The organism is Cellulomonas terrae, from assembly GCF_007990265.1.
Classification (GTDB): Bacteria; Actinomycetota; Actinomycetes; order Actinomycetales; family Cellulomonadaceae; genus Cellulomonas; species Cellulomonas terrae.
In genome coordinates, this window is the sequence record NZ_BJWH01000003.1 from 145,445 (window position 1) to 161,289 (window position 15,845).

Below are 15,845 nucleotides of genomic sequence, written 5' to 3' on the forward strand. Positions count from 1 at the left end.
GGGCAGGATGACGCCATGCCCACCTATGCCGTCCGCTACACCTACGACGAGCGCACGGACGTGCGCGACCACTTCCGCGCCGAGCACCGCACCTACCTGGCCGCGCTGGCCGAGCACGGCACGCTGCTCGGCTCCGGTCCCTTCACCGACGGCGACCCCGGAGCCCTGCTCGTCTTCCGCGCCGCGTCAGCGGAGGTCGTCGCTGCGCTCCTCGCGGACGACCCCTTCGTCCGCGAGGGCATCGTCGCGGACGCTGACGTGCGCGGCTGGGACGTCGTGCTCGGCCCCTGGAGCGTCTGACTCCAGGCCGGTGAGCGCCCTGCGCTCGTCGCTGCGGACCTTGAGGATGCTCGCGATCGCGGTGACGCCCAGGATCACGACGATCGCCCCCAGGGACACCCCGATCGGGATCTCCGGCACCCACGAGACAGGCTCGCCGCCGTTGATGAACGGCACCTCGTTCTCGTGGAGCGCGTGCATCACCAGCTTGACGCCGATGAACCCGAGCAGGACCGCCAGCCCGATGTTCAGGTAGACCAGGCGCTTGAGCAGGTCGCCCAGCAGGAAGTACAGCTGGCGCAGGCCCATCAGGGCGAACAGGTTGGCCATGAGCACCAGGTACGGCTCGCTGGTGAGCCCGAAGATCGCCGGGATCGAGTCGAACGCGAACAGCAGGTCCGTGGCACCCAGGGCGACCAGGACCACGAACATCGGCGTGATCAGCCGGCGTCCGCCCTCGACGACCGTGAGCTTCACCCCGTGGTACTGCTGCGTGGCCGGGAACCACCGCTGGACCAGACGCAGGATCAGCGGCGGGTGGAACTCGTCGTCCTCACCGGCCTCGCCCTCACGCCCGACCTTCCAGGCCGTCCAGACGAGGAACGCGCCGAAGAGGTAGAACACCCAGCTGAACGCGTCGATGACCGCCGCGCCCGCCCAGATGAACAGGCCGCGGAACACCAGGGCCAAGATGATCCCGATGAGCAGCGCCGTCTGCTGGTACGCCTTGGGCACCGCGAACTTGCTCATGATCAGCAGGAACACGAAGAGGTTGTCGACCGACAGCGAGTACTCCGTCAGCCAGCCGGCGTAGAACTGGCCCGCGTACTCGGCACCCGAGGTGACCCACACCCCGATGCCGAAGAGGACCGCGAGGCTGATGTAGAACGCCAGGTACCGCACGCACTCGGCCGTGGACGGCACGTGCGGCCGCCGCGCGACGACGGCGACGTCGACCACGAGCAGGGCGCCCGCGAGCCCGAGGGACACGATCCAGACCATGAGGTCGACATTCACCGGGCAGTCCTCAGCTCTCGTTCGACGACGGGATGCGCGCGTCGTTGCGGGTCTTCAGGAGGCTGGCCACGGTGGCCACGGCAAGGGTGCCGAGGATGACCGTGAGCGACAGCCAGATGGGGATCTCGGGGGCCCACTCGACGTGCTCCCCGTTGTTGATGAACGGCAGCTCGTTGACGTGCAGGGCGTGGAGCACGAGCTTGATGCCGATGAAGCCGAGGATGACGGCCAACCCCTGCGAGAGGTACACCAGCCGTTCCAGCAGGCCTCCGATGAGGAAGTACAGCTGCCGCAGGCCCAGCAGGGCGAACGCGTTGGCCGTGAAGACGATGTACGGCTCCTCGGTCAGGCCGTAGATCGCGGGGATCGAGTCGAGCGCGAAGAGGATGTCGGTCGACCCGATGGCCACCATGACCACGAGCATCGGGGTGAAGAACCGCTTGCCGTCGATCTTCACCGTCAGCCGGTCGCCGTGGTACTCGTCGGTCGTCGGCAGCACCCGCTTGAGCGTGCGGACCGCGATGCCGTCCCGCTCCGCGCTCGGGTCGGGGTGGTGGCCGGGGTCGTGGTGCTCCCGGGCCAGCTTGACGGCCGTGTAGACCAGGAACAGCCCGAAGATGTAGAAGACCCACGAGAACTGCTCGATCGCCGCGGCGCCCGCCAGGATGAACACGGTCCGCAGGATCAGGGCGATGACCACGCCGACCAGCAGCACCTTCTGCTGGTACTCCCGCGGCACGGCGAACTTGGTCATGATGATGAGGAAGACGAACAGGTTGTCGACCGAGAGGCTCTTCTCGGTGATGTACCCCGCGAAGTACTCGGTGCCCGGTCCCCACCCCCAGACCATGCCCACCACCACGCCGAAGACCAGCGCGAGGGCGATGTAGAAGATCGACCAGCGCGCCGACTCCTGGAAGGTCGGGGCGTGCGGCGTCCGCACGTGCGCGAAGAAGTCGAAGAAGATCAGGCCGACGACGAAGACCGCCGTCGCTGCCCAGACCAGGCCGGACACGTCCATGCAGAAACCTCCGGTACGAGATGTGCTTCGGTACCGAAGGTCTCCCCCGCCCGCGCGACCTGCCGCTGCGGACCGATCCCACCGGGCACCGCGCTAGCGGGTCCGTGATGACGACGGGATCGTGACTGGGGTACTCCCCTTCAACGCGCGCAAGCATAAGCCACGCATGTGTCGGGCTCGTGTCGTGTCCACGGGTGCGGTGCTCAGGCCGTGGCGGCCTGCATCTGACGGAGCTCCTTCTTCATCCCCGAGATCTCGTCGCGCAACCGTGCGGCGAGCTCGAACTGGAGCTCCCCGGCCGCCGCGTGCATCTGGTCCGAGAGCTGCTGGATGAGGTCGGCGAGCTCGCCGGCGGCCGCGCCGGTGAGCCGGGTGCGCTCGTCGCGCGGGGCACCCTTCTTCGAGCCGAAGCCGGGGACCGGCGCCTTCCCGCGGCTGGACTGCCGTCCGGCGCCGCCCAGCAGCTCCGCGGTGTCGGCGTCCTCGCGGGCCAGCAGGTCGGTGATGTCGCCGATCTTCTTGCGCAGCGGCGTGGGGTCGATGCCGTTCTCGAGGTTGTACGCGACCTGCTTCTCGCGGCGACGGGCCGTCTCCTCGATGGCCTGCGCCATGCCGTCCGTGATCCGGTCCGCGTACATGTGCACCTGACCGGAGACGTTGCGGGCGGCGCGCCCGATCGTCTGGATGAGCGAGCGTCCCGACCGCAGGAACCCCTCCTTGTCGGCGTCGAGGATGGCGACGAGCGACACCTCCGGCAGGTCGAGCCCCTCGCGCAGGAGGTTGATGCCGACCAGGACGTCGTACTCACCCATCCGCAGCTCGCGCAGGAGCTCGACGCGGCGCAGCGTGTCCACCTCGGAGTGCAGGTACCGGACCCGGACGCCCTTCTCCAGGAAGTAGTCCGTCAGGTCCTCCGCCATCTTCTTGGTGAGGGTGGTGACGAGGACGCGCTCGTCCTTCTCGACCCGGTCGTGGATCTCCCCCAGGAGGTCGTCGATCTGACCGGTGGTCGGCTTCACGACGACCTCGGGGTCCACCAGGCCGGTCGGGCGGATGATCTGCTCGACCACGCCGTCGGAGATGGACAGCTCGTAGTTGCCGGGCGTGGCCGACAGGTAGACGGTCTGGCCGATGCGCTCGACGAACTCCTCCCAGCGCAGCGGACGGTTGTCGGTCGCGCTCGGCAGGCGGAACCCGTGGTCCACCAGGGACCGCTTGCGGGACATGTCCCCCTCGAACATCGCCCCGATCTGCGGGACGGTCACGTGCGACTCGTCGATGACGAGCAGGAAGTCCTCGGGGAAGTAGTCGATCAGGGTGTTCGGCGCCGAGCCGGGGCTGCGGCCGTCGATGTGCCGCGAGTAGTTCTCGATCCCCGAGCACGAGCCGATCTGACGCATCATCTCGATGTCGTACGTGGTGCGCATGCGCAGGCGCTGCGCCTCCAGCAGCTTGTTCTGCCGCTCCAGCTCCGCCAGCCGGTCCTCCAGCTCCAGCTCGATGCCGGTGATCGCCCGCTCCATGCGCTCGGGGCCGGCGACGTAGTGGGTGGCCGGGAAGATGTGCATCTGCTGCTCGGAGTGGACGACGTCACCCGTCAGCGGGTGCAGCGTGGCGATCGCCTCGATCTCGTCGCCGAAGAACTCGATCCGGATCGCCAGCTCCTCGTACACCGGGATGATCTCGACCGTGTCTCCCCGCACGCGGAACGTGCCGCGCGTGAACGCCATGTCGTTGCGGGTGTACTGCATGGTGACGAACTTGCGCAGCAGCTGGTCGCGGTCCACCTGGTCGCCCACCGAGAGGGTCACCATGCGGTCGACGTACTCCTGGGGCGTGCCCAGACCGTAGATGCAGCTCACGGACGCGACGACGATGACGTCCCGGCGGGTGAGCAGCGAGCTCGTCGCCGAGTGGCGGAGCCGCTCCACCTCGTCGTTGATCGAGGAGTCCTTCTCGATGTAGGTGTCCGTCTGCGCGATGTACGCCTCGGGCTGGTAGTAGTCGTAGTACGACACGAAGTACTCGACGGCGTTGTTCGGGAGCAGCTCCCGGAACTCGGTGGCCAGCTGCGCCGCGAGCGTCTTGTTCGGCGCCATGACCAGCGTCGGCCGCTGCACCTGCTCGATGAGCCAGGCCGTCGTCGCCGACTTGCCCGTCCCGGTGGCACCGAGCAGGACGACGTCCTTCTCCCCCGCCTGGATCCGCGCCGTCAGCTCCTTGATCGCCTTCGGCTGGTCGCCCGACGGCGTGTACTCGGAGATCACCTCGAAGGGCGCGACGGTCCGCTGGAGATCGGTGACAGGACGCATGCCACAACCGTACGTGGCACCACCGACACGTGCGGGTCAGGCCAGGGTGCCCGCGGACTCCCGCACGTCCACGGTGGTCGTCAGCGCGGCCCGCAGGACGGCCTCCAGGGCCGTGGCCGCGTCGTCGACCTCCATCGCCGGGGAGCCGGCGCCGACCTGAGCCGGTGTGCGCGGCACGTGGACGAACCCGCTGCGGACCTCCGGGCGGGACGCCAGCAGGTGCTGGAGCGCGTAGAACGTGGCGTTGCAGACGTACAGCCCGGCGGTGTTCGAGACCTCGACCGGCACGCTCACGTCGCGCACGGCTGCGGCGCACGCCTTGACGGGGAGCGTCGTGAAGAACGCGGCGGGCGCACCCGCGATGACCGGGACGTCGACGGGAGCCGACCCGTCGACGTCGGGGATCCGGGCGTCGATCACGTTGACGGCCACGCGCTCGATGCCGACCGCTGCTCGTCCGCCCGCTTCGCCGACGCACACGACGAGGTCGGGGTGGACCTCGGCGACAGCAACGCGAAGCTGCTGTCGCGCACCCCGGAAGGACACCGGGAGCTCACGCACCACGAGCTCCTCGGGGCCGGTCCACCGTGCGGCGAGGGCACGTACCGCGAGACCCGACGCGTTGACCGCCTGGCCGTCGAACGGGCCGAAGCCCGTCACCAGCACTCGGGTCACGGGGTCTCCGCCGCGAGCTCGTCGGCACGCTCGACCGCGAGGCGGTCCCAGAGGTCGTCGACCTGCGCACGCAGGTCGTCGTCACTGCCCGAGCCGTCGAGCACGACGTCGGCGACCGCGAGCCGCTCGTCGTCGCTCGCCTGCGCGGACACGCGCGCCTCCGCCTCGGCCCGGTCCATGCCGCGCAGCCGCACGAGCCGCTCGACGCGCAGCACCGCAGGGGTGTGCACGACCACGAGGACGTGGAACGCGTCCGCCTGCCCGGTCTCCACGAGCAGCGGGATGTCGTGCACGACGACGGCGCCGTGGTCGGTGGTCGCAGACGCGGCCTCCCGCTCGGCGGAGAGCCGCCGGACGATCGGGTGCACGATGCCGTCGAGCCGAGCACGCGCGGCGTCGTCGGCGAACACGATCGAGGCGAGCGCCGCCCGGTCGAGCGACCCGTCCCCGGCGAGGACCCCGGAGCCGAACTCCTCGACCACGGCGTCCAGCCCGACGGACCCGGGCGCCACCGCCTCGCGCGCCAGGACGTCCGAGTCGATCACCACCGCCCCGAGCTCCGCCAGTCGCCGTGCCGCGACGGACTTGCCGGCCGCGATCCCGCCTGTCAGACCGATGCGTTGCATCCGTCCATCCTGCCCTGCCCGGCACAGGAGCGCAGGTGCCCACGGACGCCGATGGCCGGCCACCTCGGAAGGTGACCGGCCATCGAGCGGGTGGGTTCAGTTACCCGTGAGCTTCTCGCGCAGAGCGGCGAGCGCCTCGTCGGACGCGAGCGTGCCCGCGGCCTCCTCGGTGGACGACGAGTACGACGACGGCACGGGGCCGGCCGACGAGCTCGACGACGAGGACGATGCCGTCGCGCCCTCGGCGGCGCCGCTGGCGGCCTCCGCGTCGGCCTTCGCGGCGTCGGCGACCTGCTTGCGGTGCGCCTCCCAGCGCTCGTGGGCCTGCGCGTACTGCGCCTCCCACACCTCGCGCTGCGCCTCGAAGCCCTCGAGCCACTCGTTCGTGGCCGGGTCGAAGCCCTCGGGGTACTTGTAGTTGCCGGCCTCGTCGTACTCCGCCGCCATGCCGTACAGCGCGGGGTCGAAGTCCTCGCTGGCCGGGTCGAAGCCCTCGTTCGCCTGCTTGAGCGACAGCGAGATGCGGCGACGCTCCAGGTCGATGTCGATGACCTTGACGAAGACGTCGTCGCCGACCTGGACGACCTGCTCCGGGATCTCGACGTGGCGCACGGCCAGCTCCGAGATGTGCACGAGGCCCTCGATGCCGTCCTCGACGCGCACGAACGCACCGAACGGGACGAGCTTGGTGACCTTGCCCGGGACGACCTGGCCGATGGCGTGCGTGCGGGCGAAGGCCTGCCACGGGTCCTCCTGCGTCGCCTTCAGCGACAGGGAGACACGCTCGCGGTCGAAGTCGACGTCGAGGACCTCGACGGTGACCTCCTGGCCGACCTCGACGACCTCGGACGGGTGGTCGATGTGCTTCCAGGAGAGCTCGGAGACGTGCACGAGCCCGTCCACGCCACCCAGGTCCACGAACGCACCGAAGTTGACGATCGAGGACACGACACCGGGGCGGACCTGGCCCTTCTGCAGCGTCTGCAGGAAGGTGGAGCGGACCTCGGACTGCGTCTGCTCGAGCCAGGCACGGCGCGACAGGACCACGTTGTTGCGGTTCTTGTCGAGCTCGATGATCTTGGCCTCGATCTCCTTGCCGACGTACGGCTGGAGGTCGCGGACACGACGCATCTCCACCAGCGACGCGGGCAGGAAGCCGCGCAGCCCGATGTCGAGGATGAGGCCGCCCTTGACGACCTCGATGACGGTGCCGGTGACGACGCCGTCCTCCTCCTTGATCTTCTCGATCGTGCCCCAGGCGCGCTCGTACTGTGCGCGCTTCTTGGACAGGATCAGCCGGCCTTCCTTGTCCTCCTTCTGGAGGACGAGGGCCTCGACTGCGTCGCCGACCTTGACGACCTCACCGGGGTCCACGTCGTGCTTGATGGACAGCTCACGGGAGGGGATGACGCCCTCGGTCTTGTAACCGATGTCGAGCAGGACCTCGTCGCGGTCGACCTTGACGATGGTGCCCTCGACGATGTCGCCATCGTTGAAGTACTTGATGGTGGCGTCGATCGCGGCGAGGAAGTCCTCGGCCGAGCCGATGTCGTTGATCGCGACCTGCGGCGTGGCGGGCTTCGCGGGGGTGGTGATGCTCATGTAGGGATGGGCTCCGTTGCGGACAGGGAAGTTGAAGGACTGAACGTGTGTGCCGGCGGCACGTGACATGCGTGTGGTGAGCGCGTTCTGATGGGACGTCCCCGACCCTCCGGAGAGGGCCCCCGCACGAGTGCGAGCGAGGACACGCCGACGCAACAAGGCGCGCGGCACCGCCGTCTACCCTATCGGGGCGACGATGTGCAGGTCAAAGCCGGTCAGGCCGGTCGGTCAGGCGAGCGCCCGCGCCACGGACAGCAGCTCGTCCGGCACGTACTTGACCTTCCCCGCCACCTCGCTGAGCGGCACCATCTCCACGCGCTCGCCGCGCAACGCCGTCATGACGTCCGACTGACCACCGCTGGCGGCGTCGATCGCCGCCACCCCGAACCTCGAGCCGAGGATCCGGTCGACGTGCGTCGGGATGCCTCCCCGCTGCACGTGCCCGAGGACGACCACCCGGGTGTCGAACCCCGTGCGCCGCTCGACCTCCGCCTTGAGCCGCTCGCCGATGGCGCCGGCGACGATGTCCCCGAACTTCCCGACCGGCGTCTCGTAGTGCATCGACGTCCCCTCCGCGGGGACCGCGCCCTCGGCGACGACGATGATCGAGAAGCTGGCGTGCGCGCGGTGCCGGTGCTTGAGGAACCGCTCGATCTTGTCGATGTCGAACGGCGCCTCGGGCACCAGGACGAGCTCGGCTCCCCCGGCGATGCCGGACGTCGCGGCGATCCACCCCGCGTGCCTGCCCATGACCTCGACGATCATCACGCGGTTGTGGCTCTCGGCGGTGGTGTGGATGCGGTCGATGGCCTCCGTCGCGATGGCCACGGCGGTGTCGAACCCGATGGACTGGTCCGTGCCCCAGACGTCGTTGTCGATGGTCTTGGGGATGGCCACGATGCGGACGCCGGCCTCGGCGACCTTGCTGGCGGCGTGCAGCGTGCCGTCGCCGCCGATGCAGATGAGCGCCTCGATGCGCTCGGACTCCAGCGTGGACAGCACGGCGTCGAGACCGCCGTCGTCGGCGTGCGGGTGGTACCGGGCGGTGCCCAGGAGCGTGCCGCCGACGGCGAGCTGGTTGCGGATGTGCTGGCGGGTCAAGGGGACGCTGTGGCCGTCGACGACCCCCCGCCACCCGTTGCGGAAGCCGGTGATGGTGTGGCCGTACTCGCCCTCGCCGCGCTTGACGACGGCGCGGATCGCGGCGTTGAGGCCGGGGACGTCGCCGCCGCCCGTGAGCAGACCGACTCGCACGCTGGAACTCCTTGATCGAGGGACTGAGGGGCCGGAGCGCGTCGTCGGGCTGCCGCAGGCCCAGCGTATCGACGTCACGAGGCCGTGAGAGGGGACACTGGTCCTGTGTCTGACGATCCCCTGGCCGAGGCCGGCTACCTCGATGTCCCGCCCTCGGCCGGCGGAGCGGCGGGCCGTCCGTGGTGGGACGACAACGCCGAGGAGTACCTCGCGGAGCACGGCTCGTTCCTCGGCCCGGCGGACTTCTGCTGGTGCCCCGAAGGGCTGCGGGAGAGGGACGTCCGCCTCCTCGGAGACCTGTCCGGCCGGCGGGTGCTGGAGGTCGGCGCAGGCGCCGCACAGTGCGCACGGTGGCTCGTCGGCGAGGGCGTCGAGGTCGTCGCGACGGACGTGTCCGGCGGGATGCTCGCGGCAGGTGCCCGCTACGACGCGGCCGTGGGCCGGGTGACGCCTCTGGTCCAGGCAGACGCCCGCGCGCTGCCGTTCGCCGACGACACGTTCGACGTGGCCTTCACGGCGTTCGGCGCGCTCCCGTTCGTCCCGGACGCCGACCGGGTGCACGCGGAGGTCGCACGGGTCCTGCGACCGGGTGGCCGTTGGGTGTTCGCCGTGACGCATCCCGTGCGCTGGGCCTTCCCCGACGATCCCGGGGAGGCCGGTCTGACCGCGACGCGCTCGTACTTCGACCGCACGCCCTACGCGGAGCTCGGCGAGTCGGGCGGCGTGCTGTACGCCGAGTACCACCGGACCCTCGGCGACCACGTCGCCGAGCTGGTCGCCGCCGGGTTCGTCCTCGAGGGGCTCGTCGAGCCGGAGTGGCCGGCCGGCCACGACCGCACCTGGGGCGGCTGGGGTCCCGTGCGCGGCGCCCGCCTGCCCGGCACGGCCATCTTCGTGACACGCCTCGGGCGGCCGTCCCGGTAGGAGACGGCCGCCCGAGGTCAGCGGACCGGCGGACCGGCCGGTCAGTGCACCGTGGCCTTCTCGGACCCGGCGCCCGTGAGGGACCGCACCTCCATCTCGGCGAACTTCTCGGGATGGGCCTGCTCCTTGCTCAGGTACGTCCCGAGGATCCCGAGCAGGAACGCCAGCGGGATCGAGATGAGGCCGGGGTTCTCCAGCGGGATGATCGCGAAGTCGACGTTCGTGTTCTTGACCATCGACAGGCTCAGGCCGGTCACCGGGTCGACCTTGCCGGACACCACGGGCGAGAACGTGATGAGCACGAGGCAGGAGATGAGCCCGCCGTACATGCTCCACAGCGCGCCGGAGGTGTTGAACCGCTTCCAGAACAGCGAGTAGAGGATCGTCGGCAGGTTGGCGCTGGCGGCGACGGCGAAGGCCAGCGCCACGAGGAACGCCACGTTCTGGCCGTTGGCGAAGATGCCGCCGATGATCGCCAGGATCCCGATGACCACCACCGTGATCCGGGCGACGCGCACCTCACCGTCGGGCTTGACCTCGCCGTGCTTGATCACCGACGCGTAGATGTCGTGCGCGAACGACGCGGCAGCGGTGATCGTGAGGCCGGCGACGACCGCGAGGATCGTCGCGAAGGCCACGGCCGAGATGATGCCCAGCAGGATCGTGCCGCCCAGCTCGTAGGCGAGCAGCGGGGCCGCCGAGTTCACGCCACCCGGTGCCGCCCTGATCGTGTCGGGGCCGACCAGCGCCGCGGCGCCGTAGCCGAGCACCAGCGTGAACAGGTAGAAGATGCCGATCAGCCAGATCGCCCACACGACCGAACGACGCGCCTCCTTGGCGGTCGGGACCGTGTAGAAGCGCATGAGCACGTGCGGCAGACCGGCGGTGCCGAGCACCAGGGCCAGGGCCAGCGACAGGAAGTTCAGCTGGCTCATCGCCGAGACGCCGTACTGCCGACCGGGCTCGATGATGGACTCGCCGCCCTCACCGGCCATGTCGATGGCGCCCTGCAGCAGGTCGGAGAAGTTGAAGCCGAACTGCGCCAGCACCCAGAGCGTCATCACGGCCGCTCCCGCGATCAGCAGCACCGCCTTGATGATCTGGACCCAGGTGGTGCCCTTCATGCCACCGACCAGGACGTACAGGATCATCAGCGCGCCGACGACGGCGATGACCAGCCCCTGCGCGGCCGGGCTGTCGACCCCGAGGAGCAGGGCCACCAGGCCTCCGGCACCCGCCATCTGGGCGAGCAGGTAGAAGAAGACGACCGTCAGGGTGGCGAGCGCCGCCGCCATGCGGACGGGGCGCTGCTTGAGCCGGAAGGAGAGGACGTCCGCCATCGTGAAGCGGCCGGTGTTGCGCAGCAGCTCCGCGACCAGCAGCAGCGCGACGAGCCACGCCACGAGGAAGCCGATCGAGTAGAGGAAGCCGTCGTACCCGTTGATCGCGATGGCCCCGCAGATGCCGAGGAAGGACGCGGCCGACAGGTAGTCACCGGCGATGGCTGTGCCGTTCTGGGGGCCGGTGAAGGAGCGGCCGGCGGCGTAGTAGTCCGCGGCGGTCTTGTTGTTCCGCGAGGCGCGGAAGACGATCACCAGCGTGATCGCGACGAAGGCGCCGAAGATCGCGATGTTGACCCACGGGTCGCCGATGTCCTCGGACGATGCGGCCTCCACGGCTGTGCGCAACCCGTTCACGCGACACCACCGTCCAGCGAGTCACCGTTCTCGATGTGCAGACGCAGACGCTCGGCCACGGCGTCCTGCCGGTTGTTGGCCCACCGCGCGTAGATCATCGTGATCGCGAACGTGGTGACGAACTGACCGAGGCCGAGCAGCAGCCCGACGTTGACGTTGCCCCACACCGGGGTCGACATGAAGTCGTGGGCGTAGTTGGCCAGCAGGACGTAGAGGAAGTACCAGGACAGGAAGAAGGCCGTCATGGGGAAGACGAAGCGGCGGAACCGACGCCGCAGCGCCTGGAACTCCTCGCTGCTCTGCACTCGCTGGTAGTCGGTCTCGCGTTCTCCGAAGGTGTCGGTCACAAGCGCCTCCCGGGTGGGGATGTCAGCGGCTCCGTCGCCACTGTGTGCCCGACACTGTGGCGTAGATCACCCCAGAGCGCACCCGATACTTACGACAAGCTGGCCGATACCCGCGCAATCCCCACGATCGGGCGACCAGATCAGTGCCCGGCGTCGTGCCAGGAGCCCCCGGCGCCGACCGTGACGTCGAGCGGCACGTCGAGCGGACCGTCCGTCGCCGCGTCCCCCGCGGCGCCCATCTGCTCGCGCACGAGCGCCTCGAGCTCGGCCCGCTCGCCCGGAGCCACCTCGAGCACCAGCTCGTCGTGCACCTGGAGGAGCACCCGCGAACCGAGCCCGCGACGGGTCAGCTCACGGTCGACGCCGAGCATCGCGACCTTGATCAGGTCGGCGGCGCTCCCCTGGATCGGTGCGTTGAGAGCCATCCGCTCGGCCGCGTCGCGGCGCTGACGGTTGTCGCTGGTGAGGTCCGGGAGGTACCGCCGACGGCCGAGGATCGTCGCGGTGTAGCCGGTCTGCCGGGCGACGTCGACGACGCCCGTGAGGTAGTCGCGCACGCCGCCGAACCGCGAGAAGTAGTCCTGCATCAGCGTCGCGGCCTCGGACACCTCGATCGAGAGCTGCTGCGAGAGCCCGAACGACGACAGCCCGTACGCGAGCCCGTAGCTCATCGCCTTGATCTTCGAGCGCATCGCCGGTGTGACCTCGTCGGTCGGCACGTTGAACACGCGCGAACCCACGTAGCTGTGCAGGTCCTCCCCCGAGCGGAAGGCCTCGATCAGGCCCTCGTCGCCCGAGAGGTGCGCCATGATCCGCATCTCGATCTGCGAGTAGTCGGCGGTCAGCAGCGTCTCGTACCCCTCGCCGACGACGAACGCGCGCCGGATCTGCCGGCCCGCCTCGGTGCGGATCGGGATGTTCTGCAGGTTCGGGTCCGCGGACGACAGCCGGCCGGTGGCCGCGATCGTCTGCTGGAACGTGGTGTGGATACGCCCGTCCGGGGCGATCGAGCGCAGCAGACCCTCGACGGTCTGACGGAGCCGGATGGCATCCCGGTGCGCGAGTAGGTGCTCGAGGAACGGGTGCTGGGTGCGCGCGAACAGGTCCGTGAGCGACGCCGCGTCGGTGGTCCACCCCGTCTTGATCTTCTTGGTCTTCGGCATGCCCAGCTGGTCGAACAGCACCTCTTGGAGCTGCTTGGGCGAACCGAGGTTCACCTCCCGGCCGATCACCGCGTACGCCTCGGCGGCTGCGTTCTGCACCTGACCGTCGAAGGACTTCTCCAGGCTCGAGAGGTAGCCCGAGTCGATCGCGATGCCGGTGCTCTCCATGCGCGCCAGCACGTCGACCAGCGGCAGCTCCAGGTTCTCCAGCAGACCCGTGGCGCCGCGGTCGGCGAGCTCGCCGCTCAGCACGTCCGCGAGGTCGCGCACGGCCGCGGCCCGCACCGCGGCCCGTCGGCCCTCGTCCGTGCCGTCGAGCTCGAGGTCGAGCGCACCCTGGCCGCTGCTCGACACCTCGTCCGCACCCAGCTCGCGGTGCAGGTAGCCGATGGCGAGGTCGGTCAGGTCGTACGCCCGGCGGTCCGGCTGGCACAGGTACGCCGCGAGCTCGGTGTCGAGCACCACACCGGCGAGGGGGAGCCCCCGCCCGCGCAGCGCGTGCCACGCCTCCTTGGCGGCGTGCACGATCTTGGGTGCGGCCGGGTCCGCGAGCCACGCCGCCAGCGCGGCCTCGTCGACGGGCTGGATCTCGGCGAGGTCGAACGACGCGGCCTGGCCGTCGGGGTCGGCCAGTGCGATCCCCCACGCATCGCCGCTCGCCGGCGCTCCGGAGCCGCGCACGTCGACGCCCAGCGGGCGACCCGCCCGCTCGGCGAGCCAGCCGGCGAGCTCACCGGCACCGAGCACCGCGTGGTCGATCTGCGCCGCAGCGACGGTCCCCGGTCCCTCGCCCTGCTCGTCGGGAAGCATCGCGAACAGGCGGTCCCGGATCGCGCGGAACTCCAGCTCCTCCAGGATCGCGTGCAGGGCCGGCCGGTCCCATGGCCGCGCAGCGAGGTCCTCGGGGCCCAGCGGCAGCTCGAGGTCCGTAAGCAGCGCGTTGAGCTGGCGGTTGAGGCGCACCTGCTCGAGGTTGTCGCGCAACGACTCCCCCGCCTTGCCGGGCACCTGGTCCGCGGCGGCGAGGATCCCGTCGAGCCCGTCGAACTGCGCGATCCACTTGGCCGCCGTCTTCGGACCGACGCCCGGGATGCCCGGCAGGTTGTCGCTCGACTCCCCGACGAGCGCCGCGAGGTCCGGGTAGCGGTGCGGCGGCACGCCGTACTTCGCCTCCACGGCGGCCGGCGTCATGCGCGCGAGCTCCGAGACACCCTTGACCGGGTACAGGACCGTCACGTCGTCGTTGACCAGCTGGAGCGCGTCACGGTCGCCGGTGCAGATGAGGACCTGCATGCCCTGCGCGCGGGCCTGGACCGACAGCGTGGCCAGGATGTCGTCCGCCTCGAAGGTCGCCTTGGTCAGGTAAGGGATGTGCATCGTCTCGAGGACCCGCTGGATCACCGCCACCTGCCCCTTGAACGGCTCCGGGGTGGCGTTGCGGTTGCCCTTGTACTCCTCGTACACCTCGGTCCGGAACGTGGTCCGCCCGAGGTCGAAGGCGACGGCAACGTGCGTCGGGGCCTCGTCGCGCAGCAGGTTCGCGATCATCGAGAAGAACCCGAAGACGGCGTTGGTGGGCTCACCGGCGGACGTCGCGAACTTGTCCACAGGGAGCGCGAAGAACGCCCGGTAGGCCATCGAGTGGCCGTCGATGAGGAGAAGTCGGGCAGGCGTTCCGGAGGTGGCCGGCGGGACCGCTGGCAGTGCGTCGCTCACGGGTGCCAACCTATCTGCCATGTCCGACACGACCGCACCGGTCCCCCCGTACGCAGGAACCCTCATCGAGCGCATGGGCATCGAGGTGCTCGAGGCCTCCGCGCAGCGCGTCGTCGGCACGATGCCCGTGGCGGGGAACACCCAGCCCTACGGCCTCCTGCACGGCGGCGCGTCGGCCGTCCTGGCCGAGACCCTCGGCTCGATCGCCGCGATGGCCCACGCCGGGGAGGGTCGTGCCGCGGTCGGGATCGAGCTCAACGCGACCCACCACCGCGCCGCTCGCTCGGGCGTCGTCACGGGGACGGCGACTGCACTGCACCTGGGCGGGCGCCTGGCGAGCTACCAGGTCGTCGTGGAGGACGAGGACGGCCGCCCGCTCTGCACGGCGCGGCTGACCTGCATGGTGATCGACGCGCGGCCCTGATCCGCGCCCGACGACCGAGCGGGGGTCGCCGGCTCGTCGACGGCCGGCTGCCGTGCGGCGCGAGCCTGTCGGCGGCGGGCGATGAGGTCCTCGAGCCCGCGGGGGCCCGACCGACGCACCGATCCGGCGGCACCGCCGTGCTCGTGCGTGAGCTTGCGCTGCAGCGCCGCGGTCGTCACGACGCGGTGGGACGCGGCCGGTGCGAAGCCCAGCCGGGCGAGGAACCGCTGCATCCCCCGGGCACCCGGGAGGGGTGAGGAGTACATCTCGGTCGCCCCGGCCTCGTCGGCCACCTCCGTCGCGCCGACCAGCAGAGCGTGCCCGAGACCGCGGCGGCGGGCCGCCGGGAGGACGTAGACGGCCTCGATGTCGAGGCTGACCAGGTCGGTGAAAGGTCCGGGACCGACCACCCGCGCCAGCAGCAGGCCGGCCGGCTCGTCGTCGAGCAGGGCCACCAGCACGCGCCCGCCGCGCACGGCTAGGAGCGCTCCCAGCTGGTCACGCAGCCGCTCGGCGTCGTCGGTGCACAGCTGGGCACCGACCGCGGCCTCCCGCCGCGCGGCGAGGCAGAGCGCGACGAGGCTCTCCATGTCGCCCGGCAGGGCTTCGCGGACCTGCACTCCGAGTCGCACGGCAGCGGTACCTCCAGACGGGACGAGGGGGATCCGGTCAGGATGACGTCACCTCGTCGAGGATGGCGCCGTCCTCGATCATGGACCAGCCTGGTCCCGGGTGCTAGTCCTGGGCCGTCGCTCATCCGAATGACGGGGCCGTAACCTGGACGAACG

General features: G+C 70.3%; 14 protein-coding genes. 3 read left to right on the forward strand and 11 right to left on the reverse strand.

Translation table 11 applies throughout. The features are described from left to right. Window positions 1-15 precede the first annotated feature (15 nt). Window positions 16-300, forward strand: a complete 285-nt coding sequence (locus CTE05_RS04630) for a YciI family protein (RefSeq protein ID WP_146844941.1) — start codon at window positions 16-18, stop codon at window positions 298-300. On the opposite strand, the gene CTE05_RS04635 is transcribed toward CTE05_RS04630, so the two are convergent. The 7 genes from CTE05_RS04635 to CTE05_RS04665 all read right to left on the reverse strand — a co-directional run bounded on the left by CTE05_RS04635 (window position 187) and on the right by CTE05_RS04665 (window position 8,786). After that, a complete protein-coding gene (locus tag CTE05_RS04635) occupies window positions 187-1,296 on the reverse strand; it encodes a TerC family protein (protein WP_146844942.1) in 1,110 nt (369 codons plus the stop codon). The genes CTE05_RS04630 and CTE05_RS04635 overlap by 114 nt on opposite strands. 10 nt (window positions 1,297-1,306) lie before the next feature. Next, window positions 1,307-2,317, reverse strand: coding sequence for a TerC family protein (locus CTE05_RS04640; protein ID WP_146844943.1), 1,011 nt, complete (start codon window positions 2,315-2,317; stop codon window positions 1,307-1,309). Window positions 2,318-2,520: 203 nt separating this feature from the next. Then, complete coding sequence (gene uvrB, locus CTE05_RS04645; protein WP_146844944.1) at window positions 2,521-4,629, reverse strand: excinuclease ABC subunit UvrB; 2,109 nt, start codon at window positions 4,627-4,629, stop codon at window positions 2,521-2,523. Window positions 4,630-4,665: 36 nt separating this feature from the next. Next, the gene (pcp, locus tag CTE05_RS04650; RefSeq protein ID WP_146844945.1) at window positions 4,666-5,304 is read right to left on the reverse strand and encodes a pyroglutamyl-peptidase I; all 639 of its coding nucleotides are present in this window, start codon (window positions 5,302-5,304) and stop codon (window positions 4,666-4,668) included. Then, the gene (coaE, locus tag CTE05_RS04655; protein WP_146844946.1) at window positions 5,301-5,930 is read right to left on the reverse strand and encodes a dephospho-CoA kinase; all 630 of its coding nucleotides are present in this window, start codon (window positions 5,928-5,930) and stop codon (window positions 5,301-5,303) included. The genes pcp and coaE overlap by 4 nt, the downstream gene beginning before the upstream one ends. 96 nt (window positions 5,931-6,026) lie before the next feature. Beyond that, on the reverse strand, window positions 6,027-7,532 hold the full coding sequence (gene rpsA, locus CTE05_RS04660) for a 30S ribosomal protein S1 (protein ID WP_146844947.1): 1,506 nt from the start codon (window positions 7,530-7,532) through the stop codon (window positions 6,027-6,029). A gap of 228 nt (window positions 7,533-7,760) precedes the next feature. Then, window positions 7,761-8,786 carry a 6-phosphofructokinase gene (locus CTE05_RS04665; RefSeq protein ID WP_146844948.1) on the reverse strand — a complete coding sequence of 342 codons (1,026 nt, stop codon included), beginning with the start codon at window positions 8,784-8,786 and terminating at the stop codon, window positions 7,761-7,763. A gap of 105 nt (window positions 8,787-8,891) precedes the next feature. Here CTE05_RS04665 and CTE05_RS04670 point away from each other — a divergent pair, with 105 nt between their 5' ends. Continuing rightward, window positions 8,892-9,710, forward strand: coding sequence for a class I SAM-dependent methyltransferase (locus CTE05_RS04670; protein ID WP_146844949.1), 819 nt, complete (start codon window positions 8,892-8,894; stop codon window positions 9,708-9,710). A 41-nt stretch (window positions 9,711-9,751) separates the two neighbouring features. On the opposite strand, the gene CTE05_RS04675 is transcribed toward CTE05_RS04670, so the two are convergent. From CTE05_RS04675 to polA, 3 genes are all read right to left on the reverse strand, one after another. Continuing rightward, entirely contained in the window at window positions 9,752-11,407 is a 1,656-nt protein-coding gene (locus CTE05_RS04675; protein WP_146844950.1) for a monocarboxylic acid transporter, read from the reverse strand. Next, on the reverse strand, window positions 11,404-11,754 hold the full coding sequence (locus CTE05_RS04680) for a DUF485 domain-containing protein (protein WP_186814735.1): 351 nt from the start codon (window positions 11,752-11,754) through the stop codon (window positions 11,404-11,406). Before CTE05_RS04680 ends, CTE05_RS04675 begins: the two co-directional genes overlap by 4 nt. Before the next feature lie 140 nt (window positions 11,755-11,894). Further along, complete coding sequence (gene polA / locus CTE05_RS04685) at window positions 11,895-14,654, reverse strand: DNA polymerase I (protein WP_146844951.1); 2,760 nt, start codon at window positions 14,652-14,654, stop codon at window positions 11,895-11,897. On the opposite strand from polA, the gene CTE05_RS04690 reads away from it, so the two are divergent. Next, a complete protein-coding gene (locus CTE05_RS04690; protein ID WP_146844952.1) occupies window positions 14,653-15,057 on the forward strand; it encodes a PaaI family thioesterase in 405 nt (134 codons plus the stop codon). The genes polA and CTE05_RS04690 overlap by 2 nt on opposite strands. On the opposite strand, the gene CTE05_RS04695 is transcribed toward CTE05_RS04690, so the two are convergent. Continuing rightward, window positions 14,973-15,689, reverse strand: a complete 717-nt coding sequence (locus CTE05_RS04695; protein WP_246123266.1) for a GNAT family N-acetyltransferase — start codon at window positions 15,687-15,689, stop codon at window positions 14,973-14,975. The two genes, CTE05_RS04690 and CTE05_RS04695, sit on opposite strands and share 85 nt — an antisense overlap. Window positions 15,690-15,845: the final 156 nt, after the last annotated feature.